Here is a 23,663-nt window from a genome sequence, read left to right as displayed (position 1 = left end):
TGGAACCGAGACGAAACGTGCCATCGGTCGATCAACGGCCGGAATGCTCCGCGGCGTAGGCGTCGACGCGTCCGTAGGCGATCTTGGGCGACCAGTCTCTGTGCACCAAGCCGAAGTTCTGTTCGGTGTCGGCGGTGTCGGAACCGGCGTCCCGGAGGCTGTAGACATAGGCCGGCCCCAGCCAGTCGTTACCGAGAACCGCGTCGAGGACAATCCCGATGCTGTCCGCCTGCGTCTGCTCGCTGACACTGTTGGGATTGGTGCCGGTGGGGGCTCCGAACTCGGTGATCCAGATCTGTTTGCCGCTGTCACCGCCGGCGATCATCGTGTCGCGCATGGACCACATCTTCATGGCGGTGTTCCACGACGCCGTGCTGGGGTCGTTGGGTAGGTAGGGCCACGTGTACGGGTGAACGTTGAAGGCGTCGAAGTACTTGTTCGATCCCTGCGCGTACATCTTCGACAGGAACGTCGTACCCGCGATGTTGCCGTTCGTGTCCTCGGCGGGTGCCATCCCGCCCGCGAGCACGGTGGAATCGGCTTGCACCTGCTTGATCGCCGTATAGGTCGCCTTGATCAGCGCCGAGTACGCCGTCACGTCGGGGGCAGGCTTGAAGAACGTCACGATGTTCGGCTCGTTCCACACCTCCCATATCTCGATCCGGCTCTGGTAGCGCTGAACCACAGTCTTGGCGAACGCCGCGAAGGTGGCGGGGTTCGCAGGACGGGAGTGCGAATCGTTGACGGCGGCGGCTACTCGCGCCCACCTCGGGGTGTACGCGATGATGCCGTGCACGCACATCCCGTGGGCCACAACAGCGTCGATCACCCGGTCGGTTCGGCTCCAATCGAATCTGCCCCGGGTCGACTCGATGGCAGACCAGTCGATGTCGAGACGAACCGCGAAAGCTCCGGCGTCACGAGCGAGCGTGAGTTCCCGATCGAGATCCGCAGGAGACAGCCCACCTATGGTTGCTCCGGGTGATACTCCGATCCGGACCGCGTCCGATTGCCGCGCACATCCTGAATCTCCTGCGGGTGCTTGCTGCGTTCGCAGAGCAGATGCAGCTGCGGGTACCGCCCCGGCCGCGAACGACAACAGCATGACCATCAGTGCTGCACTCGCTCGTCGCGTCGCATTCCTTCTCATCGGCAGATGCTAGCAACGACCAGGAACGGAATATCGCGGTATCGATATTGCTCTGTTGTTTCGTGCTTTGTCTCACTCCTCGGCAGCACAAACACACCGGAAATTCGAATAGTGGAATACACCGACGCGAGCGTCGGTATGACAACCCGGCCTGTACTACTATCTGGACAATGACGACAGGATTTCCCGGTTTCGACGACCGTCTGAACGATCTGCTCGCCCGGCAGGCAGAGAAATCCGGTCTTTCCACCGACGAATTCGTTCGAGGAGCGGTGGTCGACCGACTCGTGCGGGAACTGTCCGAAGATCAGGATTCCGACGTCGGCGCATTGCTTCGTGCGCTGCAGGAGGGCTCGGAGAGAGGCGTCGGCCCAGCCGAGGTCACGCGAGTGTTCGGCACCCCGATCGACGACCCCGACAGGTTGGCCGCTGTAGCTCGAACCGGACTGATGGACACCGGATCCGACGCGGGTTACGACCGGGTCGTCAGCATGGTCGCCGATGCTCTGAGTGCCCCGTCGGCCGCATTCTCGCTTCTCGACGACAAGCGTCAGTACTTCAAGAGCGCCCTTGGACTTCCAGCGGAACTCGGTGGCGCACAGGAGGTCCCCATGGACGGGTCGATCTGCCGCTACGCGATCGATCTCGGGCAACCATTGGTGGTCGAGGACGCACGATTGAACGACATCCTCAAGGACCACCCCTCCGTTCAGAGCAACCTTCTCGTGTCCTACCTCGGAGTTCCGCTCACCGACGACGCCGGCAACTCGGTGGGCACCCTGTGCGTGTGGGATCAGCAGCCGCGACAGTGGACTACGGGCCATGTGCAGATACTGCAGGATCTGGCGTGGATAATTCGCGAGCGCGTTTTCGAATAAGCAGGCTATTACCCGACGAAAATAAGCATTCTCGGCCTACAACCGACTTCAGGTTTTTTTCGATACGTCGACCAGGTAGCCGCTTTCGCGCCGGTATACATTGAATGGGATATATGGGACCAACCGATCCGAACTAGCCACCGGAAGTAGCTGTGCCTGAGACACTGGATTCACCGCGCACTCGCCCGAATGCTGCCGAGGCCGACACCGTTGCAGTTGGTCGCCCCCTTGTCGATCGGCTCAGAGTCGATCCACTCAATACCGCGATCACCGTCGCAGTGGATCTGCTCGCTGCAGCCGTCGCTCTGATCGGAGCATTGCTCTGGCACTCGGGCAGTCTCACCGACACCGGTTGGCTCCCATGGCTGTTCCTGCCACTGCTGATCGGAATCCTCGCCGGAAAGTCGATGTACCGACGCAGTCTCCGGCGCAACTTCCTCGACGAGATCGGTCCTGCCGAAACCGCTGTCGCGTTCGCGTCGCTCGCCCTGTTGGTCCTGATGTTCCTGGCGGACACCGACTACCGGCCCAGCGAGGTCGTGTTGCGACTGTGGTTGCTGAGCGCATTCACGATCGCAGTCGCCCGCTTGATACGTGTCGTCGTCCAGCGCACGCTGCGCATCAAGTTCGGATCGGCAGCGCCGACCATCGTGCTGGGCAACGATCCGATCGCGCATCAACTCGTCTCGCGCACAAGGCAGTTCCCCGAGTACGGTCTCGAACCCATCGGTTATGTGGGTGAGGCACCGGTCGCCGACATCCCTTCGAGCAACGAGGTGCCCCACCTACCGCACCTCGGACTTCCCCGCAATTTCGAAACGGTTGCCCGCGGGACCGGTGCCGAGGAGTTGATCGTCGCGTTCGCACCGACCGAGGATCGCGAGTTGATCGCCGCCATCAGGACTGCGCACCGCCTCGGTATGCGAGTGTGGGTGGTGCCCAGGCTATACGACGCCGTGGGCGTCAACACTCGCGTCGAGCACATCGGCGGTCTGCCGCTGATGGTGCTTCCGCACGTGAACCCCAAGGGGTGGCAATTCGCCCTCAAAGGACTTCTCGATCGAGTCCTGACCGCATTCGGACTCCTGCTGCTCTCCCCCGTCTTTCTCACACTCATGCTGCTCGTACGCCTGAGCTCACCTGGCCCGATCTTCTTCAAGCAAGAGAGAATCGGCCGCGACGGATTGCCGTTCGATTGTCTGAAGTTCCGCTCCATGCGGCCTCCACGTGCGTCCGACGCCGAGTTCGAGCGAAAGGCCGGGGACGCACCCGGCGGTGTCGAAGGTGTCGACCGACGAACGCGGATCGGAAAGATCATGCGACAGACCTCGATGGACGAACTTCCGCAGCTGCTCAACGTACTTCGCGGCGACATGAGTCTGGTCGGTCCGCGCCCGGAACGCCCCGAATACGTCGACCTGTTCGAGATGCAGATCCGTAGGTACGGGGAGCGGCACCGCGTCAAGGCAGGCGTGACGGGATGGGCTCAGGTGCACGGCCTCCGCGGCCAGACGTCCATCGCGGACCGCGCCGAGTGGGACAACTACTACATCGAGAACTGGTCGGTGTGGCTCGACGTCAAGATCCTGTTCCTCACCGTCCTGGCCGTGCTGAAGCGCGCCGAGGACTGATCGTGGTTTCCGCCGAACACGGCCACGTTCGGGTCACCCCGTGATCACGTACGTTGCGCTCGCTTTCGGCGCAGCGGTCGTCCTCGCGCTCGGCTGCGCGGTGGCATCGGCGATCTACCGCCGCCCGCAGCGCGGCGTGCTGTTGCTCGCAGCATTCGTTCCGCTGCACGGACTTCTGGTTCTGGTGCCCCTGCCAGGTGTGGTGTCCGGCTGGAAGGAAGGGCTGGTCGTCTTCACGGTTCTGTGCGCGTGGTTACGCCGACCGCGACACGTCCGTGGCTCGATGCCTCGGGTCTTCGTGCCGTGGTGGCCCGCCGCTGCTGTCTTCGTCGTGTTCGGCAGCGTGTCTGCGTTCGCCACCTTCGGAATCGTCGGCGTGTTCGGCATCAAGGTGACCTTCTTCTACATTCTGCTGGTGGTCGTCCTGCGGCTCGCGCCGTTCGACGCCACGGACCGAGACCACCTCGTCTCCGTTCTCATGGGCATGGGCGTGTTCACGTCGGCGGTCGGTATCGCGCAACTTCTGGCCGGGCCCGCCGCACTGGTGTCGCTGGGTTACGAATACGGCACTCAGGTCCGCACATCGGGCGGGCTACTGCGCACGTTCAGTACGTTCAACCTCCCGTTCCCGTTCGGGCTGTACGTGATGTTGGCGTTGCTGGTCGGCGGTGCGGTGGCGCTGGCCGATCCGCGCCGACGGCGAAACATGTTGTTTCTGTTCGCGTCTCCGATGATGGTGGTCGCGATGTCCAGTTCGATCGTGCGAGGGGCCATCCTGGGACTCGCGGTCGGGGTCGTCTACCTGATCGCTGTGCGGTTTCGGTACCTCGCTGCGCCGCTGGCTCTGGCGGCGCTGGCCGTGGCGGTCACCGTTCCCTTCGTTCCCAGGATCACGTCGGTCTTCTTCTCGTCGAGCAGTCTGGGTCAACGCGGTGACGGCTGGGCCAACATCATCGCCAGCATCCTGGTTCATCCCGTCGGGACGGGGCTGGGATCGAGTGGGTCTGCGGCAGACCGCATTTCCACCGCCGAGGGTGTCGCATTCACGCAGTCCGGGCTCTCGACCAATTACCAACCCGACAACTACTACGTCAAGGCACTGCTCGAACTCGGACCGATCGGCCTGTGGGCAGTGGTCGCATTGCTCGTGACGTCGCTGCTGTGGTGCACGCGCCTGTCCCGAGCACTACCGGGCAACGACGGTGCGCTCGCCCTGGGCGTCGGTGCTTCCATCGTCGCAGCGATGTTCGCCAGTCTCGTCTCGACGTATTTCGAGATCTTTCCGATCGATGTCTATTTCTGGCTCTTGTTAGGAGTGGTGGGATGCGCAGCAGCGCAACACGAATCATCTTCGGGGCGCTCGCCCTCAGACCGGGAGGAAGCGGAGTACAGACCTACATTCGCGAGCTCCTGAACGAGCTCCCCCAGTGCCTACCCGCTGCCGATCTCGCCGCGACCGTCCAGCGCGACGCCGTCGGTGAGCTCCCACCCTCGGTCACGGCGTTGGAACGGCCTGTCACCAGCGGTGCCGCTCGTGCAGTGCTCGGTGCCCTCCCCGTCGGTCGTTGCGATGTGGTGCACGGCCTGGACGTCGACCTGCCGTTTCTGACCAAGGCCTTCACGGTGGCCACGGTGCACGACCTATCGGTCATCGACATGCCGTCGGCCTCCAGTCGATTTCGCGCGTTGGGCGAACAGAGACTGGTACGGCGCGCACTGCGCCGCGCAGATCTGCTCATCGCGGTCTCGCAGTTCACCGCCGATCGAATCAAGGCGGTCAGCGGCCGCGACGCCACGGTGGTCGGTTTGGCACCCGCAGCGTGGGCCGCTGTCCCCACCGACAGCCGGATAGATCTGGTTCGGCGCAAGTACGACTTGCCGGACCGTTTCGTGATGCAGGTCGGAACGGTGGAGCCCCGCAAGAACGTTCAGCTCGTGGCCGACGCAGCGGAGAGTCTCGGAATACCGTGTCTGCTGGCCGGGGCCGGCTCCACCGGTCCCCACGCCCCTCGCAATTCGCGGGGGCTCGGGTACGTCGATGTCGAGGATCTGCCCGGCCTCTACGCTGCCGCGACAGTCACTGCGTACGCCTCTCGGTACGAGGGCTACGGGCTTCCGCCGGTGGAGGCGATGGCGTCGGGCGGCGCGGTCGTCGCCAGTGCCGTCGGTGCCCTCCCCGACGTCGTCGGCGACGGTGCCGTTCTCGTCGAGTCCGAGAACGTGGACGACTGGGTACAGGCGATGAAACCACTCGCTTTCGACGGGGGCGCGCGCGCAGCTCTTCTCGACGCGGCAGCCGTAGCCACCCGCGAGATCAGCTGGCGTAGAACGGCGGAGCTCACCGCCGACGCGTATCGAGCCGCGGGCATCGTCTGATGGCCGAGGAGCTCGCGCTCGACGGCACCGAGCAGCCACCGGACTACCGCGCCATCGCAGCGGATCCGAAAGCCGCGGCCAGAGCGACGATTGCCGTTCTGATCAGCAGAGTGATCATCGCGACGCTGGGGTGGGTGGGCAGCGTCGTCGTCGCGAGGTCCCTCGGACCGGACGAGTGGGGCCAGTTCAGCTTCGTCTTCGCGCTGCTGGGCTTGATGTCCGTCGTGACCGATCTGGGGGTCGGACGCGTCGTGCTGGCGAAATTGATGGACGACGATTCCGAGGAAATCGGTCGAACGGCGTCGGCGTTCCTGGCGCTCCGAACCGTGCTCGGTTTGGTGGGGTACGTACTGGCCGTCGCATACGTTCTGCTGCTGCAGTATCCGAGCGAGGTGGTCCTCGCGACGGTGGTCGGCGGACTGGTGGTCGTGTTCGCAACCCCGGGTCACGCCCTGAGTGTGCTCTTTCAGAGCCGTCACCGCCTGGTACTCGTGGCCGTTGCCGAAAGCGCCGGGCAAGCAATCCAATTGGCGTTGACCGTGCTGGCCGCCGTGCTGGCCCCCACCCTGCTGATCTTCGTTCTCCCGGCCGTGGCCAACGAAGTGTTCAAGTTGGTGACCAAGGGTTTCGGCATCGGCAACCGTTCCATGGGCCTGCGACCGTCGCGGCACATCGACATTCGGCGCTGGGGGCCCTACCTGAAAGAGGCCGTACCACTCGCGATCGGCTTCGCCCTCACCATCGCGATGCTCAAGATCGACATGCTGATGCTCAGCCTGCTCGACACGTTCGAGGCCGTGGGACTGTATTCCATCGGCTACAAATTCTCGGACATGATCGACACCTTCGTGTTGGCGGCAGTCGCACCGATCAGCACCTTGCTCGTCGCGTCGTGGCCCCACGACGCCACCGCATTTCGCGCACGCTCGCGTTCGGCCGCACTGCTGTTCGCACTCTTCGGCGCAATGGCTGTCGCGGCGTTCGTACCGTCGGCCGAGCCGTTGATCGGGCTGCTGTACGGCGAACGGTTCGTCGACGGAGCCGACGCAGCCCGATTACTCGTCATCGGCGCGGCACTGATGTCGTTGGTGATGCTGGGAATCTTCCTGCTCGCGTCGGCCGGAATGCAGCGACACTACCCCGTGGTGGCACTGGTCGGTCTGGCCCTGAACGTCGGGTTGAACCTGTTCCTGATCCCGCGGATGTCGTACGACGGAGCCGCCATCTCCACCGTCGTGACGATCGGCACCACTCTCGTTCTGCTGTGGATCGTGATCGCGCGAAGCATGCCCATATCCGGACTGCTTCCCGTGCAATCCATTTCGGTGATACTGGTGGTCACCGCAGCCACTACGGTCGGCGGCTGGTTCCTGGTGCAACACTATCCGGGCCTGTGGCTGCTCGTCTCGGTTGCGGCAGCGTTGCTGGTCGCAATCGTGCTCTACGTGTTCGTCGCCATCGGACTCGTCGAGTCACCACTGCCGGGACCGGCCGAGAAAGGACGTCACCGTGCGCGTTCCGAATGACCATCGACACAACGGACACATCGCCCGATTCGGACCCCGCCCTGCGGAGTCGAAGTCGGGTTTCGCGAAGGTAGAAGACCGTTGCGCCCGTTCTTCGAATGTTGTTGATGTGCAGTTCCATTCACGAGCGGCACGGCAACGCGAACGGCATACGAGCCCGGCTATCATCGAGCCTGTCGGCTCCACGAATCTCCGAAGCGGTACGTCCGCTCGCATCGACGACGGAAGGGTACACGGTTGATGTCCGTCCACGATGCCGTACACCGGGGCGACGTGCCCCCACCTATCGACCTCGCGGGACACATGCGGGAACTCGGCCGGGCATTGCTGCCCGCCGTGATCGTTGCTGTGCTGGTGGGTGCGGGCGTGTTCTACCTCAGGAGCGAACTCACCGACAAGCAGTACGCCGCGTCGGTCGTGGCCGAGATCGAACCGGCCCAAAGCCTTGTTCCCGGTGACGCGTTCATCGAGCAGATGCGCGCACCGTTCGTCGAGTTGGCGACCGACCGCAGTGTGCTCGATCAGGTCCTCACACAGGTCGACTCCGGACTGAACGCTGCCGAGTTGGCGTCGAGCGTCGAACTCTCCCCCGGTACTTCACCTGCACTGCTGACCGTCACGGTGACGACCCGTTCTCCTGAGCTCGCCGCAGATCTGGCTCGCGCGATGGTGTCGACGATGGCAAGTACCAGCACTGCCAACGCGATCCGCGACTCGCGGGAGCGAACGGACGAAGCGCAGTCCGCGATCGACGCGCAACAGGCGCGAGTGGACGCTCTGCCCGCCGACGACCCGAGCCGGCCCGCATCCGTGTCGGAACTGGCCGAACTACGCACCCGCCTGAGCGAGCTGCAGGCCACTGCGGGCGGAGACCGACTGGTCGTGCTGTCGAACCCCGAACAGAGCACCACAGCGGTGTCACCGAAACCGGTCTCGGAGGCACTCGTCGCTGCGCTCGCTGCACTGATCGTTGCCGCCGAACTGATCGTGTTGCTGCGAGGACGTCTCGGACGCAAGCCCTCTCGGTCCTGGGCTCGTCGGGTGTCTCGCAAATACGGAGCGAAATTCGACCCGACAGCGGGCGACACCATGCCGCCCGCCGTGGCCGCGCGGATCGCAGCGCTCGAACGCGGCGATCGACCCGTCTCCAGGGGTGCTCGGCACGCTGCGCCCAAGGGCGACAACGTGATCGTCCTGTTGGTCGGCGAGGGCGCCGTGACGGCCTCGACTCAGGATCCGGACCGGACAGGCGAACGTCCTCGGGTCACCGAAGAATTCGGGTTGTCGGAGCAGTGGTGGCAGCACACCGACGTGGGCGACGTCGAGACCGTCGTGGTGCTGGTGTCGACACGTGGACGCGACAAGAAGGCGGCAACCGCCGCGCTGCGGCGGCTCGACGACTTCGACATTCCCGTGCACGTGGTCCTGCAGAACAAGAACTCGACCCGACGGGTGGAACAGACCGCGCAGACCATTGCGCCGGAAGGCCAACGCCATGCCAGCTGACAGAATTGCCGTCGTACACGAAAGATTCACCGAGATCGCCGGATCCGAGCACGTCATCGAACAGCTCGCGCTGCACTGGCCTGCGGCCGAGGTGTTCGCGGCGATCTCTCGGCCGGCCGGGGTTCCGTCGGGAATCGGCCGGGAGCCGCACACGACCGCCCTCAATCGTGTGTACAACGCCTTGGGCCAACGGTCGTACGCACCCGTTCTGCCGATGATGCCGCTCGCCTTTCGGCGCATGCCGCTCGACGGTTTCGATGCAGTCGTGGTGAGTCACCACGCATTCGCCACTCAAGCCGTGTTCGCCACCGACTCCCCGGTGATCGCCTACGTACACAGCCCGGCACGATGGGCCTGGGACCCCGAACTACGGGCAGGTGAAGGTGGCGGACGAGCAGGAGCAGCGATACTGACGGCACTGTCGGCCGTTGCCCGTCGATGCGAGATCGCTGCCGCCCCGAAATTGAACACAGTGGTGGCCAACTCGACTGCAGTTGCACGTCGTATCGAGGATTGGTGGGGCCGTGACGACGCAGTGGTGGTCCATCCGCCCGTCGACACCGAGGGCTTCGTTCCCGATCCGTCCGTCGAGCGGGAGAACTTCTTCCTCCTCGCCGGTCGCCTCGTTCCCTACAAGCGGCCCGACATCGCAGTCCGGGCCGCTGCCGAGGCCGACGTTCCGCTCGTGGTGGCCGGAGACGGACGAGCAATGGATGCCTGCCGGGCGCTCGCCGGTCCGAAAACGACCTTTCTGGGCCGAGTTTCACACGAGAAGCTCCTCGAGCTGCACCGAACGACGCGGGCCCTGTTGATGCCGGGAGTGGAGGACTTCGGCATCGTCCCCGTCGAATCCATGGCCTGCGGGACTCCCGTGATTGCGCTGGGCGACGGCGGTGCCATGGACTCGGTCGTACCGGGAAAGACCGGAATGCATGTGCCACCGGGGTCGGACGAGGCAGTCGTCGCCGGATTCGCCGACGCCATGCGTTCGTTCGCCCCCGGAGACTTCGACCGCAGGGAGATTCGCACGTGGGCAGAGGGTTTCTCGAGGGCCCAGTTCCGCAGTCGTATGCAGGAGGTAGTCGATGCGGTCCGCTGAACGCCGATATCGTTCGACCGCACTGGACCGAGTCTTCGCCGACACCCGGATAGTGACTGCCGTCGGTCCCGTTCGTGGCCTGGACATCGAGCGCACACGCGCAACGCTGCGCGCCGCCGAACGAGTCGCCCGGACACCTCACGTTGCGCTCGAACCGCGGTCGGATACACGACAGTGGCGCTACCGCAGCGACATCGCCGGAGACAACGTCACTGCCGGCACCGGAGCCACCGAGGATCTGGGCCGTATGCTCACCGACATACGACGGCGAGACGGTGCGAGAGGACCGCTCGAGGTGATCGTGTTCGAGGACCATCTCGCTGTCGACTACTCGCACGGAATCGGCGACGGCCAGATCGGCGTCATGATGCTGGCGGCTTTCTCCGACGACGCCGATGGAACCCTGGTTCCCGCGCTCGCGACAGGATTACCGGCCAGCGCAACGTGGAAAGCGCTGTGGCGTCACTATTCTCGAAAACCGAAGACATTGGCGGACTTCTGGAAGTTGCGCGGTCGCCATCGAGCCGAGGCCGACGGCGATTCTGCTCCACGTCGAAGAATCGAGAACTGGGAGTCCGCGAAAGTCAGCCGCGCCGGGTACATGAACCGAACCCGAGTGGACGAACTCAAGCACTGGACGGCCGAGTACATGCCGGGAGCGACCGCCGCGTCGATCTCGACAGCGCTGTGGAGCGCAGCGCTGCGGGCCGAGGGCGTCGACGTCGACGATCACATCATGGTGTTGTTCAACAGCAGGCGTTATCTCGATCCGGCGCAGCAGAGTTCGCACGGGAACTTTGCCGTCGGCATTCCGCTTCACCTCCCTTCGGGCACGACACCCGTCGGTATCACTGCGGCAATGCGCGAGGTGATCGAATCGGGATGGCCGATAGCGGTGTTGGGAATGTCGCTACTGCGCGATGCTGCGACGCGATTTCGGTCTTCCGCTCGCGCGCAGACCGATTCGGTCGTCGAGGTTCCCGAGACCTTGAGGTTGGCCGTCAGCGACCTCGGGCGACTGCGCGTCTTCGACCACCTCGATTGGGCCGACGACGGCAGGCCGCCGCAGATGGCAGCATCACTCGAGCCCGACGGCCCGGATGGCTGCACGATGCTCATTGCCGAGATTGCGGGTGGGCGGACCTACACGGCATCGTTCTGCAGCAAGATGATCGACGCCGCTGTGGTGGACGCAGCATTGCGGCGCATGTGCGACGACCCCGTCGCGCTACTCCGAGATGCTTTCTGACACAGGAACGAGGCTCGATCATGACCGCCGGATCGACTGTGTTGTTCCTTGCCCACACCGGGCAGGTTTCCGGTGCCGAAAAGGTGCTTCTGGATCTGATCGACGAGGCCGAGCGCCGCGGCTACGACACTGTGATCGCCTGTCCCTCCGGCCCCCTGACCGACCGAGTGCCCACGGCGACGCGACACATCCCCATCGGGGAGCTCGGGCTCGGTGGTGAACGAGGAGCCGCCCGAGGCGTCGCAGCGGCACGCATGTCGGCGCGTTGGGTCACCGCAGCCCGCGCGGTGCGTACCGTTGCCCGCGCGCCGGGCACCGTTACCGTCGTGAACTCACTCTTCGCGCTCCCGGTCGCACGGTTGGCCCGTCCTCCTCGCGGTGCGTCGTGGCTCGTCCACGACACCATGACCTCTGCCAAACAGCGCGTGGTGGTGCGGTTCGCACGGTCGGCCGTTCGTGTCGCAGTCTCGGTATCGGAAGCCACCGCTGTACCCCTGCGAGCGGCCGGACTCCCGGTCGTGGTGTCGCACAACGGAGTTCCATGGCCGGTTCCGCGTTTCGGCGGTGAGCTGCACGCCCCTCCTGTCGTCGGCATACTTGCCCTCCTCACGCCGTGGAAGGGCCATCGAGTTCTGCTCGACGCCGTGGCCACACTCCCCGAGATTCGTGTCGAACTCGCAGGCGGCAGCTTCCCCGGTGATCGTGACTACGTCGCAGAACTTCACGAGCGAGCATCTCGATCGGACCTCGCGGGTCGGGTCGAATTCCTCGGGCACACCGACGCGAAATCGGCGCTTCAGAGGTGGGACGTGGTCGTTTCCTCGAGCACGTCGCCGGAGGCGGGCCCGTTGTCGGTGCTCGAAGCGATGTCACACGGGCTGCCGGTGATCGGAACCGACCACGGCGGCACCCACGAGTTCCTCGCCGACGGTGCAGGGATTCTCGTCGAACCCGGCAACGTAGCAGCCCTCGCCGCAGCCATTTCCACGGTCATCGGCGATTCGAACCGACGACGCGCACTCGGGGACACTGCGAGAGACCGTGTTGCCAGCTGCCACGACATCGGCCGGACACTGCCCGAACTTCTGCACCGTCTCACCGACTGACAGACCGCCCGACCGCGCGTATTCGGTTAGGAAATCGAACGAAGCCGACCCCCGGCACAGACGGCTGTGTTTCAATCGGGGCCCGATGGGAACGATGGGGGCTGATATGACTCGCGCCGTGACGAGATCCAACGAGCATTATCAATGGTGTATCGGCGTGATGACCAGCCTCGCGTTGACCACCGCCGTCAAACGCATCGTCTCTGCTGCAGCCCTGGCCATGGCTGTGGTCGTGACCCTCGAGCTCGCATTCGGCTACGGAGCCACGACGGCGATCCCGTCGATCGTGCAGTGGACGTGCATGATCGCCGCGTACATCATGGGCGCGTTCTGGTGGTTCGGTCCATGGCCGACGCTCGGGCAGGCGTTCGCTTTCGTCGTCATCGCCAACTTCGCAATCTTCGGTGCCACCATCACGGCAGATTTCGCACCCGAGGTCACGCTCGGCAAATGCGCGTTCCTCATCCCGATCGGCATGCTGGTCGGCTTCTTCTTCGACAAGTGGCGGCTGGCCACCCACATTGCTCTCTGCCTGCTCGGCACCACGGTCGTCGCGGTCTACATCGTCGTCGAGCGCGGTGTGGATACGTTCGTGGCAGTGGTTCTGTGGGCTCCGATCGTCATCTCCTTCACCGGCTTCGCCCTGCTGCTGCAGGCAACCACCCAATCCATGCGTCTGGAGTTCGAGTAACCGACATGCGAACCTTCTCCCTCCCCCACACCGGGACCGAAGTCTCGAGCATCGTGCTGGGGTTCATGCGCATCACCGATCTGGACGACGACCGGATCAGGAGATTGGTGGCCACCGCGCTCGATGTGGGCGTGACGGTGTTCGACCACGCCGACATCTACGGCGGGTCACCGCACACGTGCGAGAAACGATTCGGCGATGCGGTGACGTTGACCCCGTCGCAACGCGAGCGCATCAGCATTCAGAGCAAGGTGGGTATTCGCGAGGGCTGGTTCGACTTCTCCAGGGATCACATCGTCACCACGGTCGAGGCGTCACTCGAAGCCCTCGGCGTCGATCACCTGGACACCCTTCTGTTGCATCGCCCGGACACCCTCGTCGAGCCGGAGGAGGTCGCAGCAGCGTTCGACCACCTGCACGCGTCGGGCAAGGTCCTCGGCTTCGGCGTCTCCAATCACACGCCCGGCCAGATCGAGTTGCTGAAAACTGCAGTGAATCAACCGATTCTGTTCGATCAAATACAGCTGAGCATCGTGCACTCGCCGTTGATCGCGGCGGGCCTGACCGCCAACATGAGCACCGAGGACCAGTCGATCGACCGCGACAACGGTCTACTGGACTACGCGAGAACGCGCGGCATCACCCTGCAGGCGTGGTCTCCGTTCCAGAGCGGGACGCCGTCCGGCGTGTTCGTGGGCGACCGCGAGAACTACCCGGATCTGAACGTGGCATTGGACGAGATCGCCGACGTCTACGGGTCGACGCCGTCGGCGGTGGCAACGGCCTGGATCACCAGGCACCCGGCCGATATCCAGGTCGTGCTCGGAACCACGAATCCCGATCGAGTCGTCGAAGCCGCCGCCGGTTCGGACCTACGCCTGACCAGGCAGGAGTGGTACCGCCTGTTCCGGACGGCAGGCCACACATTGCCCTGAACGAGGCTCAGCGGCGTCACATCTGCCGTTACCTTTTCGTTACCGACTAGCTATCGGTCCGTGATGATCAGGCCTCGGTTCGGTGACGTTGCGCTGTCAGGATTACCGCACGGCATGCACCGGAACCTGTAGCCCTCGGGTTCCACCCCGTGCACGTCGGTCGTTAGGCCATCCGAACTGAGAGGTTCGCACCGTGACTGTCACCGACCACTTCGATTCTCGCCTCGCACCCGTCGAACGCGGCAATGCTAGTTACTCCATCCGCACCGAGTTCTACTCCCCTCGCCTGACTGTCGTCCGCGCGACGGGCGATGTCGATCTGCGGGCTCGTACCGATCTGGCACAGGCGCTCGACGACGCTCTGCGCGGCGAAACGGTTGTGCTGCTGGACTTGTCTGCGGTCACCTTCATGTACTCGGGGTCTGCGTGCGTGGTCCTCGACGCTGTCGCCCGCAGCGCTGGCCGCCTCGAGGTCTTTGCTCCGACGCGGCCCGCGCGCATCGTTCTCGACGCACTGGGCGCGGCGACGATCGGGGCGGATCCGCGCGCTGCCTGACCGGTGGAGGTTTGCGGTCCGGCCGATTCGGCAAACCCGAGGAGGACAGCGACTCCGGACGGCACATGTGCCGCGAGTCGTCTCCACGGAATCGAAGCGGCTCGTTCGACTTGCCGCGTGGAGCATTTCACGCACACCGAGGCAAGGATCGACAATGTCCGACCAGTTCAGCAAATCCGACCCGACCAGCGCGTTTCCGATGCCCGATCGGGCCGAACAGAGTCGTCTCGAGCATCCCGGTCTGACCCGCGACATGGTCACCGCTCCCGATCACGGCGAGGATTCCTACCGTGGATCGGATCGCCTGCACGGCCGTAAAGCATTGATCACCGGCGGCGACTCGGGTATCGGCCGTGCCGTTGCACTGGCATTCGCGCGCGAGGGTGCCGATGTCGTCATTGCACACCTCGAATCCGAAGGTCCGGACGCGCAGACCACTGTCGACCTGATCGAGGGATCAGGCAGCGCAGGTAGAGCCATCGCCTGTGATCTCACCGACGAGTTGCAGTGCGTGCAATTGGTCGACACCGCGTCCGAGGTTCTCGGCGGGCTCGACATCGTCGTCAACAATGCCGCGTTTCAGATGGCGCAGATGGGCGGGATCGCAGACATCACCACCGAGCAGTTCGATCGCGTACTCAAGACCAACTTGTACGCCCTGTTCTGGATCTCGAAACGCGCCGCCGAAATCATGGACGCGGGTTCCACCATCATCAACACCACCTCGATCCAGGCATCGAATCCCTCTCCCGAGTTGATGGACTACGCCACCACCAAGGCTGGAATCGTGGCGTTCACCAAGGGTCTCGCCGGTGATCTCGCCGAACGCGGAATTCGCGTCAATGCCGTTGCACCCGGGCCTATTTGGACGCCGCTGATCCCGGCCACGATGCCGTCGGAGAAGTACGAGAAGTTCGGCGAGACCGTCCCGCTGGGACGACCGGGTCAACCCGCAGAGCTGGCACCGGCATATGTCTTCCTGGCATCGAACGAGTCGAGCTACATCACCGGCGAGACCATCGCGGTCACCGGCGGCACGCCGTTCAACTGATCTTGTCGCCCTCTGCGGTGTCGCGCCACGCAAGCAGCACACCGTTTCCCTCCGGTCGTCGCCACGGTAGGAACAATGCGACGGCAAGCGCACATGCCACAGCGGCACCGACGGTCACGAACGACGCGAGCTGAAAGCCCTCCAGCGAGGCCGCTTTCATCGCGTGGATCAGCTCGGCCTTCTGCGTCGCGAAGATCGGGTTGGTGGGCGCTTTCACGATTTCGATGACGCTGACGACCGTTTCGCGAGCGAACGCCTTCTGGTAAGGCTCCATGATCGCGTCGGGTATCGCGTCGATCTTCGGACTCACCTGTGAGGTGTAGATCGACGCGACGATCGATCCGAGCACGGCAACTCCGAGCGTTCCACCGACCTCTCGGGTGGTGTCGTTCACCGCGGAGCCCGCACCTGCTTCGTCGAGCGTCACCGAGGACATGATCGACTCGGTGGCAGGGCCCTGCACGATCGCCAAGCCGAGGCCCATCAGCACCATCGAGACGAGAACCGGCCCCAGATAGGGCGTTTGGACCTCCACCTGACCGGCGACGAACATCCCGATGCTCATCACCATCAGCCCGAAAACGATCACCGCCGTGGTTCCGATGCGTTGCGCAATGATGGTCGCCAGCGGCGCGCCGATGGCGATGGATACTGCGAAGGGCAGTGAGTGAACGCCGAACTGCAGTGGGGTCAGCTCCACCACACCCTGGAAGTACTGGGTGATCATGAACAGGAAGCCGAACATGCCGAAGTACGCCACGGCAATGGCCAAGGCGGGCAGTGAGAATCGTCGATTCCGGAACAGGTTCAAGTCCAGTACCGGAGACGGCGTCCGCAGCTCCCACCAGACGAACGCGACGATGGCTGCCGATCCTGCCAGGTAGGCTCCGATGCTCGTTGCAGACAACCAACCATTGTGTGGCGCTTCGATGATCGCCCAGACCAGCACGGTGATGCCGGCCAACGACAGCGCGATACCCAGGGGGTCGTACTTGCCGACGTGCTCTGCTCTGGATTCCGGTACGCAGGCCAGCGCGGCCACCAGAACGAGCAGTGCCACAGGAACATTGATCCAGAACACCGAGTGCCACGAGAAGTGCTCGAGCAGAAACCCACCGGCAGTCGGGCCGATTGCGATGGCGAACCCGGCCATCGCCGTCCAGGCCGCGATGGCCAGTGCGCGCTCCTTGGCATCGGTGAAGATGTTGATGATCAGGGCAAGGGTCGCCGGAAACACTGCGGCCGCACAGACTCCCATGGCCGCGCGCGCCGCGATCACCTGTCCCAGATCGGCGGCGACAGCGCCGCCGATCGACATCACAGCGATGCCCGCCAGTCCGAAAATCATGACCTTCTTGCGGCCGTAGCGATCGCCGAGATGACCGAACGCCAACAGCAGTCCGGCGAACGTCAGTGTGTATGCGTCGACCACCCACTGCAGGCCGCTCATATCGGCACGTAGCTGCAGTCCCATCGAAGGCAGCGCGACGTTGACGACGGTGTTGTCCAAAACGACGAGCAGCTCGGCTGCGCAGATCACGATCAGCGCGAGGTATCGCCGACGGAACTGCGGCAAGTTCACCGGTTGACTGGAGGTGGTGGGTGACGACATCGGAATCCCTTCGACTATGACGGTCGGCATAGTTCCTGAAGGGAAGTTAGCTGTAACTGATAGTTATAGCAACATCGCCCGGCTCTTTCTGGTCGACGTCAGCGGCCCGCCGAAGCCTCCAGAACCGCCTCGAGCAGGGCCGACAACTCCCCCTCGGTCCGATCCAGAGCCGTGGTCGAGCGCTGCGCCTTGGCCATGATCAGCGCACCTTCGATGGCGGCGATCGCGAATGTTGCCAACGTGTACGACCGCTCGCGAGTCAATCCGCGCTGCCACAGGGATGCCGCTATGACGTCCTCCCAGGACGAGAAGGACTCACCTGCCGCGGCCACCGCCTGCGGCGCATGCAGCCCCTCGAGCGCGGCCGGCGCGACAGGGCAGCCCGCCACGAAATCCGTGGCCAGCAGTTCGCTGCGGAATCCCTCGAGAATGGCCCGTACGGTCGCCGACGGACCGGCCGACGCCAGGCCGGCCGAGATCATCGCGCTCATGTCGGCTCCCGCAGTACGCGTCGCCTCTTCCACCAGCTGAGGCTTGCCGCGGGGAAAGTGGTGATAGATCGAGCCGCGGGGAGCGCCCGCGTGATCGATGACGTCGGCCAGCGAGGTGGCGTCGACGCCGCGTCGACGAAACAGCTGGGCAGCGCTGCGCAGCATGTCGTCCCGAGCACTGCTTCGATTCGTCATCCGAACCCCTCCCGTGGACGCCACAATGATTGACGTGACGTTCCGTTACACCTACAGTCGCTCTGTAGCTATGTTGTCCATCATAGCTGGAACCGCAGTCCCGGAACCGGAGCAACGCATGTCCCCTGACACCGATGTGATCGACCTGAGCAGCCCGCTCACCCTTGCCTGCGGGCAGATCCTGCCGAATCGCGTGATGAAGGCAGCGCTCAGCGAAGGACTGTCCACCGCCGAGCACGGCCCGGACTCCCGCCTCGAAACGCTGTACCGCCAGTGGGGCGCGGGCGGCTACGGCCTGGTGGTGACCGGCAACGTGATGGTCGATCGGTCCCATCTCGGCGAACCGGGCAATGTCGTCATCGAGGACGACCGAGACCGTGATGCGCTGGCCCGCTGGGCGAAAGCGACGTCCGACGGCGGTGCCCCCATCTGGATGCAGCTCAATCACCCCGGTCGGCAGGCCAACCCGATCGTCACTCGCACCAAGCCCGTTGCACCCTCCGCCATCGCCCCCAACATCCCGGGCATTCCGGCACCGCGGGCGTTGAGCGAGAACGAGATTCACGACATCATCGGCCGATTCGCCACCGCGGCGGCCGTGGCCGAGACGGCCGGTTTCGACGGCGTCCAGATCCACGGCGCGCACGGCTACCTGGTGTCGCAGTTCCTCTCCCCTCTGTCGAACAGGCGCGACGACGCCTGGGGCGGCGACCTCGACGGACGCATGCGGTTCGTGATCGAAGTCGTCCGCGCAATCAGAGCGGCGGTGTCGCCGAGTTTCGCGGTGGGAATCAAGCTGAACTCGGCGGACTTCCAACGCGGCGGCTTCAGCGAGGAAGAATCGCGCATCACCGTCGAGCATCTCGTTCGGGAATCGATAGATCTGATCGAAATCAGCGGTGGCAGTTACGAATCACCCGCAATGATGGGCACCGCGAGCACGCGCGATCGGGAGGCGTACTTCCTGGAGTACGCGCGGACGGTGCGCGACGCGGCCGGAACAGTGCCATTGGCGGTCACCGGCGGCTTCCGTACCCGCTCGGTCATGAGCGCGGCAGTGCAATCGGGTGAGTGCGACATGGTTGGTCTCGGCCGTCCGACTGCCCTCGCCCCGGCCGTCGCGACATCACTGGTCGACGGCACAGTGGATCGGGTCGAATCGCCGCGCGTGGCTCTGCGCGTCCCGTCGAAGTCCAGCGCGTTCAAGCAGATCAACGGCGCTCTCGATCTGCAGTGGCACACCGACCAATTGCAGCTCATCGGCGCTGGGCAACAGCCGAATTCGAGCCGTCCGGCATGGAAGACTGCGGCCACGATGCTGCAGCGCAACGGCTGGGACGCGTTCCGTAATCGTCGAGGCTCCGCTCGGGTGGACACCTCTGCTGCCGTGACGAAGTTCCGCCGCGAGCGCTTGATCGGGAAGTATGTCGCCAATCCCATCGTGAACGGATTGACGTCGCTGGGAGTGACGACCTCCCTGGTGACCGACCTCGAGACCGTAGGACGCAAGACCGGGCTCGCCCGTCGCGTGCCGGTGTCGGCGACATTCGACGATTCCGGTGCGTGGCTGGTGTCGCAGCACGGCACCAGGTCCGGTTGGGGCGCAAACATCACCGACGAGCCCAGAATCCGAATTCGCGTGGGCAACCGATGGCGCACCGGCACAGCCACATTCGTTCCCGATGACGATGTCGTCGTCAGAGCGCGGTCGTTCTCCGGCAATCCCGTCCTCGGACGCATCATCGGAGCCGGCTTCCGAGCTCTCCAGACCGATCCGATCTCGGTCCGCATCGAGTTCGACGACTGACCGGTTCTTCACTTACGACTTAGGTTTGCTTTACTTAACTAGTGAAGACTCTCCCCCTCGCGCCCGTTACCGTTGCCGCATTTGTTGCCGTATCGCTGATCACGTCGTGCAGTTCCGCTGCCGAACCGGCGGACGACGCGGCAGGCCGACCGGTCACCACACAGTTCGGGACGATCGTGGTGCCGGAACGGATCGACTCGGTGGTCGTGATCGACGGCCGACGCGATCTCGACATCGCGCTGGCCTTCGACCTCCCCATAGTCGGGATGCCGGTGGAAACCGAGGCTCCGCCGGAGATGGCCGGGCCGCTGACCGAACCGACTCGGATGCTGCTCGCCGACGGCGTGCCGGAGCTGTATCCCCGCAACACGGTCGACCTCGAGGCGGTCGCGCGAGTCGCGCCGGATCTGATCATCGGGCGCGACGAAGTGGTCGAGGAGATATACGGCCGGCTCAGCGACATCGCACCGGTGCTGCCGGTGGGGTCCACCGGCAGCGGTGTCAGCTGGCAACAGGACGTGACCACGGTGGGTGATGCACTGAACCTGCAGGACCGAGCGGCAACGATCGTGGCCGAGTACGACTCTCGCGTCGACGAGCTCATCGTGCGGCATGCCGACGCGATCGCGAACACCGCGGTTCTGCCGATCAGTACGTCCGAGGAAGGTGGAATTTCGGTGGGCAGGCAACGAGTGCCGTCCATCGTGCTCGAAGACGTGGGAGCCCGGTTCGCCTCCGCTTGGAACGACGCCGATCCCGAAATCGAGTACGGCCCCGAGAACGTCACTGCCGCATCCGACGCGGTGGCCATGATTGCCGCCATCACGTCCGAGCAGGATCTGCAGGCGATGAACGCCAACCCGCTCTGGACCGGATTGCCGGCGGTGCGCACCGACCGCATCGTCCGGACCGACAAGTTCACCAACGACGGCGGCCCGCTGACCGCGCTGTGGACCCTCGACCTGGTGGAGAAGCTCTACGCCACGAGCTGACCGCGATGCATAATCGGTCGATGGCACCGACCCCCACAGGCACGTTGCGCAGCACCGACACCGGCGTCGCTCTCGAGCTGACCAGAACCATCTCGGCTCCGCGTGAGGACGTGTGGGCACGCCTCACCGAATCGACCCGGACGGCACAGTGGTTCGGTCCATGGGAGCGGATCTCGCACAACATCATTCGCGTCACGATGGCATTCGAGGAGAATGCGCCCGCGTCGGACATGATCATCGACGCGTGTGAGCCGCCGGGCCTCCTGGCAGTGCGGTTGACCGGCGAAGTCGAATGGCCACTCGAGGTCCGTCTGACCGAGGCAGGCCCTGCGACCGTTCTCGTGCTTGCACACAGATGCACGAGCACGGACGGTCTGGGCGACATCGGACCGGGGTGGGAGTACTACCTGGACATGTTCATCGCCGCCGGAAACGGCGACCCACACCCGAGTTTCGACGATTACTACCCATCACAGCAGGAGTACTACTCATCTCTTCGCCCGCGGTGAATCAGTGCTTACGTAACGCGTCGATCAGTTCTTCCTTGTTCAGCTTGGAATAGCCTTCGAGACCCAGTTCCTTGGCTCGCTCGGTCAGTTCGTCGACCGTCCAGTCCTCGTAGGATCCGGATTCTCCACCCTTCCTACCGATCTGATCTCGCCCCTTCTTCGCGGCGGCGTTCGAGATGCGGGCGGCCTTCTCCTTCGAGTTGCCCTCCTCGCGGAGCTTGTCGTACAGGCCCTGGTCCTTCAGCTGTGGTTGGTCTTCGGTGTCGCTCTTCTTCGCCGGCATCGGAACTTCCTTTCATTGGTTCGTGTCGAAGCGCTACCCGGTCTGCACGGCGACAAACCTCGCACGACGTCGCGGATCGGGTGTGTGTTTCGAGTTCCATCGGGTAAGCGATCGGGATGCATTCGGATCGACCGCAATCGGCAAGCCGAGACACCACCGGCAACGACGACACCACCGACGCAGACGACGCGCCGCTCTCGGTGGGGGTGGTCAGCGACGACGGCTTCGCGGCGACGGTGGCGTCTGCCATTGTCGCCAAGTTGCCCGATCACGCGAGAATCGACGGGCAGCGGCGAGAGATTTGCGTGTCCCGAGCATCGGTGCCGCTCCCGCCCACCGCGACCGGAGCGGCCCCGCTGGGACAGTGGCTCGCGTCGGTGAAGGCCGACGCCGACTACGACATCGTGTTGTGTGTGTCGGAGGTTCCTCGCCGTCTCGGGTCGCGTCCGGTGATCGCCGAGACCCGTGACGGTACGACCGGCGCGCTGTACGTGCCCTCCTTCGGAACGCTGGCGGTTCGACGACGTGCCGTCGCGGCTGCACTGGCCGTGTTGCACGAGTTGATCGAAGCCGACGATTCGTCTCGACCACCGCGGAGGTACTTCAAGTCTCGCTGGGCTTCCAGTGACTCCGAGGAGGGCGACGAGGTGCTGCTGACGTCGAGCATCTTCGGTCGAATCAGGTTGGTGTCGGGGATGATTCGATGCAATCGTCCGTGGCGATTGGTTCCGACGTTGTCGAGCGCACTCGCTGCCGCGAGCGCCGCGTCCGCCTTCGGCGTGTTCTATGCCAGCATCTGGCAGATGGCAGCGTCGATGAGCCTCGGCCGACTGGCCATGATCGGGCTCACCGCAGTGATCGCCATGACCGTCTGGGTCATCTTTCCCAACGGCCTGTGGGAGAGGCGATCGTTCCGAAGTGCCACGATCGACCGCTGGATGTACAACGCAGCCACCGTCGGAACCGTTCTGACCGGCGCTCTCTGTATGTACGCGCTGTTGTTCGCCGTGGTGCTGGGCTCGGCGGCGGTCGTGATCTCACCGGAATTCCTGGCAATGCAGATCGGTCGTACCGCGACTCTGGGCGACTACTTTTCTCTAGCGTGGCTCGCTGCGTCGCTGGGCACGGTGGCCGGTGCAGTCGGGTCGTCGGTGGCAGATCGCGAGGACATTCTCGGTGCCACCTACGGTCATCGCGAGTTGATTCGTCGTCGGTCGGCCACCTCCTCGTCCTGAAAATCGCCACGTGGTTCGCGTTGTGAGCTAGAACAAGAAAAACTGGGTACGTTCGGGATATGCCATACCTGGATCGTGTTGACGGTGTATTCGTGCTCAACCTCGGCAATCGAGGTGTGGACGACAGCGAAAATCGCATGAGCCCCGACTGGGTTGCCGAGATCAATGCACTGCTCGACGAGGTGGAGTCCTCCTCCGGCCCGGCCGCCCTGGTCACGACGGCAACCGGCAAGTTCTTCTCCACCGGCGTGGATCTGTCGTGGGGTGCCGACAACCTCGATCAGATCAATCGGTTCATCGGCACCGTGCAGGAGATGCTGGTGCGCTTCCTGACGTTCCCGATGCAGACCGTCGCCGCTATGCAGGGTCACACCTACGGCGGTGCCGCGTTCTTCGTGATGGCACACGACCACCGCATCATGCGTTCCGATCGAGGCTTCCTGTGCTTCCCCGGCGTCAACATCGGTGCGACCTACAGCCCCGGAACCGTCGACATGGTGCGGGCGAGGTTGGTTCCGCACGCCTTTCACGAGGCGCTGACCACCGGACGCCGCTACGGCGGTGGCGACGCCATGGCGCTCGGTCTGGTCGACGCCGTCTCGACGCAGGAGCGTGTGCGCGACGACGCCATCGCCCGCGCAGCCGCGTTGGCCAGCACCCGCGGTGAGGTACTGGGCGAGATCAAACGCACCATGTACGCCGGTGAGGTCCGTTCCCTACTGACGCCTGTCGCAGGCGTCGACGAAATGGAATGGGTCTCGAACTAGGCGGCGTTGTCAGTGCAC

Annotated in this window: 22 protein-coding genes; 18 read left to right on the top strand and 4 right to left on the bottom strand. The window is 64.3% G+C overall.

Annotation, left to right across the window (positions count from 1 at the left end; all coding sequences use genetic code 11):
• Nucleotides 1–31: 31 nt before the first annotated feature.
• Entirely contained in the window at nucleotides 32–1,150 is a 1,119-nt protein-coding gene (locus tag CH256_RS16535; RefSeq protein ID WP_094640354.1) for an endo-1,4-beta-xylanase, read from the bottom strand.
• Between the two features lie 170 nt (nucleotides 1,151–1,320).
• Here CH256_RS16535 and CH256_RS16530 point away from each other — a divergent pair, with 170 nt between their 5' ends.
• The 13 genes from CH256_RS16530 (at nucleotide 1,321) to CH256_RS16470 (ending at nucleotide 15,754) form a co-directional block, all read left to right on the top strand.
• The gene (locus CH256_RS16530) at nucleotides 1,321–2,028 is read left to right on the top strand and encodes a GAF domain-containing protein (protein WP_068049997.1); all 708 of its coding nucleotides are present in this window, start codon (nucleotides 1,321–1,323) and stop codon (nucleotides 2,026–2,028) included.
• Between the two features lie 152 nt (nucleotides 2,029–2,180).
• Nucleotides 2,181–3,659: a sugar transferase gene (locus CH256_RS16525; RefSeq protein ID WP_231893812.1), complete on the top strand. Its 1,479-nt coding sequence runs from the start codon at nucleotides 2,181–2,183 to the stop codon at nucleotides 3,657–3,659.
• 40 nt (nucleotides 3,660–3,699) lie between these two features.
• Entirely contained in the window at nucleotides 3,700–5,073 is a 1,374-nt protein-coding gene (locus CH256_RS16520; protein WP_094670057.1) for an O-antigen ligase family protein, read from the top strand.
• Nucleotides 4,983–6,035: a glycosyltransferase family 4 protein gene (locus CH256_RS16515; RefSeq protein ID WP_094670056.1), complete on the top strand. Its 1,053-nt coding sequence runs from the start codon at nucleotides 4,983–4,985 to the stop codon at nucleotides 6,033–6,035. Before CH256_RS16520 ends, CH256_RS16515 begins: the two co-directional genes overlap by 91 nt.
• A complete protein-coding gene (locus CH256_RS16510; protein WP_094640357.1) occupies nucleotides 6,035–7,561 on the top strand; it encodes a flippase in 1,527 nt (508 codons plus the stop codon). Before CH256_RS16515 ends, CH256_RS16510 begins: the two co-directional genes overlap by 1 nt.
• A gap of 240 nt (nucleotides 7,562–7,801) precedes the next feature.
• Entirely contained in the window at nucleotides 7,802–9,067 is a 1,266-nt protein-coding gene (locus CH256_RS16505; RefSeq protein WP_256989455.1) for a hypothetical protein, read from the top strand.
• Nucleotides 9,057–10,166 (top strand): glycosyltransferase, encoded by a 1,110-nt coding sequence (locus tag CH256_RS16500; protein ID WP_094640439.1) that lies wholly within the window; start codon nucleotides 9,057–9,059, stop codon nucleotides 10,164–10,166. Before CH256_RS16505 ends, CH256_RS16500 begins: the two co-directional genes overlap by 11 nt.
• Nucleotides 10,153–11,415, top strand: coding sequence for a hypothetical protein (locus tag CH256_RS16495; RefSeq protein WP_256989454.1), 1,263 nt, complete (start codon nucleotides 10,153–10,155; stop codon nucleotides 11,413–11,415). Before CH256_RS16500 ends, CH256_RS16495 begins: the two co-directional genes overlap by 14 nt.
• A 20-nt stretch (nucleotides 11,416–11,435) precedes the next feature.
• On the top strand, nucleotides 11,436–12,521 hold the full coding sequence (locus tag CH256_RS16490) for a glycosyltransferase family 4 protein (RefSeq protein ID WP_068049989.1): 1,086 nt from the start codon (nucleotides 11,436–11,438) through the stop codon (nucleotides 12,519–12,521).
• Between the two features lie 160 nt (nucleotides 12,522–12,681).
• A complete protein-coding gene (locus tag CH256_RS16485) occupies nucleotides 12,682–13,212 on the top strand; it encodes a giguanylate cyclase (protein ID WP_231893815.1) in 531 nt (176 codons plus the stop codon).
• A 5-nt stretch (nucleotides 13,213–13,217) separates the two neighbouring features.
• Complete coding sequence (locus CH256_RS16480) at nucleotides 13,218–14,147, top strand: aldo/keto reductase (protein WP_068049985.1); 930 nt, start codon at nucleotides 13,218–13,220, stop codon at nucleotides 14,145–14,147.
• A gap of 193 nt (nucleotides 14,148–14,340) precedes the next feature.
• Nucleotides 14,341–14,703 (top strand): STAS domain-containing protein, encoded by a 363-nt coding sequence (locus CH256_RS16475; RefSeq protein ID WP_094640358.1) that lies wholly within the window; start codon nucleotides 14,341–14,343, stop codon nucleotides 14,701–14,703.
• A gap of 154 nt (nucleotides 14,704–14,857) precedes the next feature.
• Nucleotides 14,858–15,754 carry a glucose 1-dehydrogenase gene (locus CH256_RS16470; protein WP_094640359.1) on the top strand — a complete coding sequence of 299 codons (897 nt, stop codon included), beginning with the start codon at nucleotides 14,858–14,860 and terminating at the stop codon, nucleotides 15,752–15,754.
• On the opposite strand, the gene CH256_RS16465 is transcribed toward CH256_RS16470, so the two are convergent.
• The gene (locus CH256_RS16465; RefSeq protein ID WP_094640360.1) at nucleotides 15,747–17,366 is read right to left on the bottom strand and encodes an MFS transporter; all 1,620 of its coding nucleotides are present in this window, start codon (nucleotides 17,364–17,366) and stop codon (nucleotides 15,747–15,749) included. The genes CH256_RS16470 and CH256_RS16465 overlap by 8 nt on opposite strands.
• A 98-nt stretch (nucleotides 17,367–17,464) precedes the next feature.
• A complete protein-coding gene (locus CH256_RS16460; RefSeq protein WP_255183244.1) occupies nucleotides 17,465–18,052 on the bottom strand; it encodes a TetR/AcrR family transcriptional regulator in 588 nt (195 codons plus the stop codon).
• A 118-nt stretch (nucleotides 18,053–18,170) separates the two neighbouring features.
• Here CH256_RS16460 and CH256_RS16455 point away from each other — a divergent pair, with 118 nt between their 5' ends.
• The 3 genes from CH256_RS16455 to CH256_RS16445 are packed head-to-tail and all read left to right on the top strand — an operon-like array spanning nucleotide 18,171 to nucleotide 21,360.
• Complete coding sequence (locus CH256_RS16455) at nucleotides 18,171–19,859, top strand: nitroreductase family deazaflavin-dependent oxidoreductase (RefSeq protein WP_094640441.1); 1,689 nt, start codon at nucleotides 18,171–18,173, stop codon at nucleotides 19,857–19,859.
• Between the two features lie 41 nt (nucleotides 19,860–19,900).
• Complete coding sequence (locus tag CH256_RS16450) at nucleotides 19,901–20,851, top strand: ABC transporter substrate-binding protein (RefSeq protein WP_255183245.1); 951 nt, start codon at nucleotides 19,901–19,903, stop codon at nucleotides 20,849–20,851.
• A gap of 20 nt (nucleotides 20,852–20,871) precedes the next feature.
• Nucleotides 20,872–21,360 (top strand): SRPBCC domain-containing protein, encoded by a 489-nt coding sequence (locus tag CH256_RS16445; RefSeq protein ID WP_094640362.1) that lies wholly within the window; start codon nucleotides 20,872–20,874, stop codon nucleotides 21,358–21,360.
• 1 nt (nucleotide 21,361) lies between these two features.
• Here CH256_RS16445 and CH256_RS16440 read toward each other — a convergent pair whose 3' ends face one another.
• A complete protein-coding gene (locus CH256_RS16440; protein ID WP_068049973.1) occupies nucleotides 21,362–21,643 on the bottom strand; it encodes a Rho termination factor N-terminal domain-containing protein in 282 nt (93 codons plus the stop codon).
• Nucleotides 21,644–21,759: 116 nt separating this feature from the next.
• Between CH256_RS16440 and CH256_RS16435 the strand changes: the two genes are divergently transcribed.
• Both CH256_RS16435 and CH256_RS16430 read left to right on the top strand, forming a co-directional pair.
• Complete coding sequence (locus CH256_RS16435; RefSeq protein ID WP_256989453.1) at nucleotides 21,760–22,878, top strand: hypothetical protein; 1,119 nt, start codon at nucleotides 21,760–21,762, stop codon at nucleotides 22,876–22,878.
• A 137-nt stretch (nucleotides 22,879–23,015) separates the two neighbouring features.
• Nucleotides 23,016–23,645, top strand: a complete 630-nt coding sequence (locus CH256_RS16430) for an enoyl-CoA hydratase/isomerase family protein (RefSeq protein ID WP_231893818.1) — start codon at nucleotides 23,016–23,018, stop codon at nucleotides 23,643–23,645.
• Nucleotides 23,646–23,663 lie beyond the last annotated feature (18 nt).

It is taken from the genome of Rhodococcus sp. 05-2254-6 (assembly GCF_002258565.1).
GTDB lineage: Bacteria > Actinomycetota > Actinomycetes > Mycobacteriales > Mycobacteriaceae > Rhodococcoides.
Note: the sequence above shows the minus strand (reverse complement) of the source record. Positions and strands in the feature narration are given on the sequence as shown.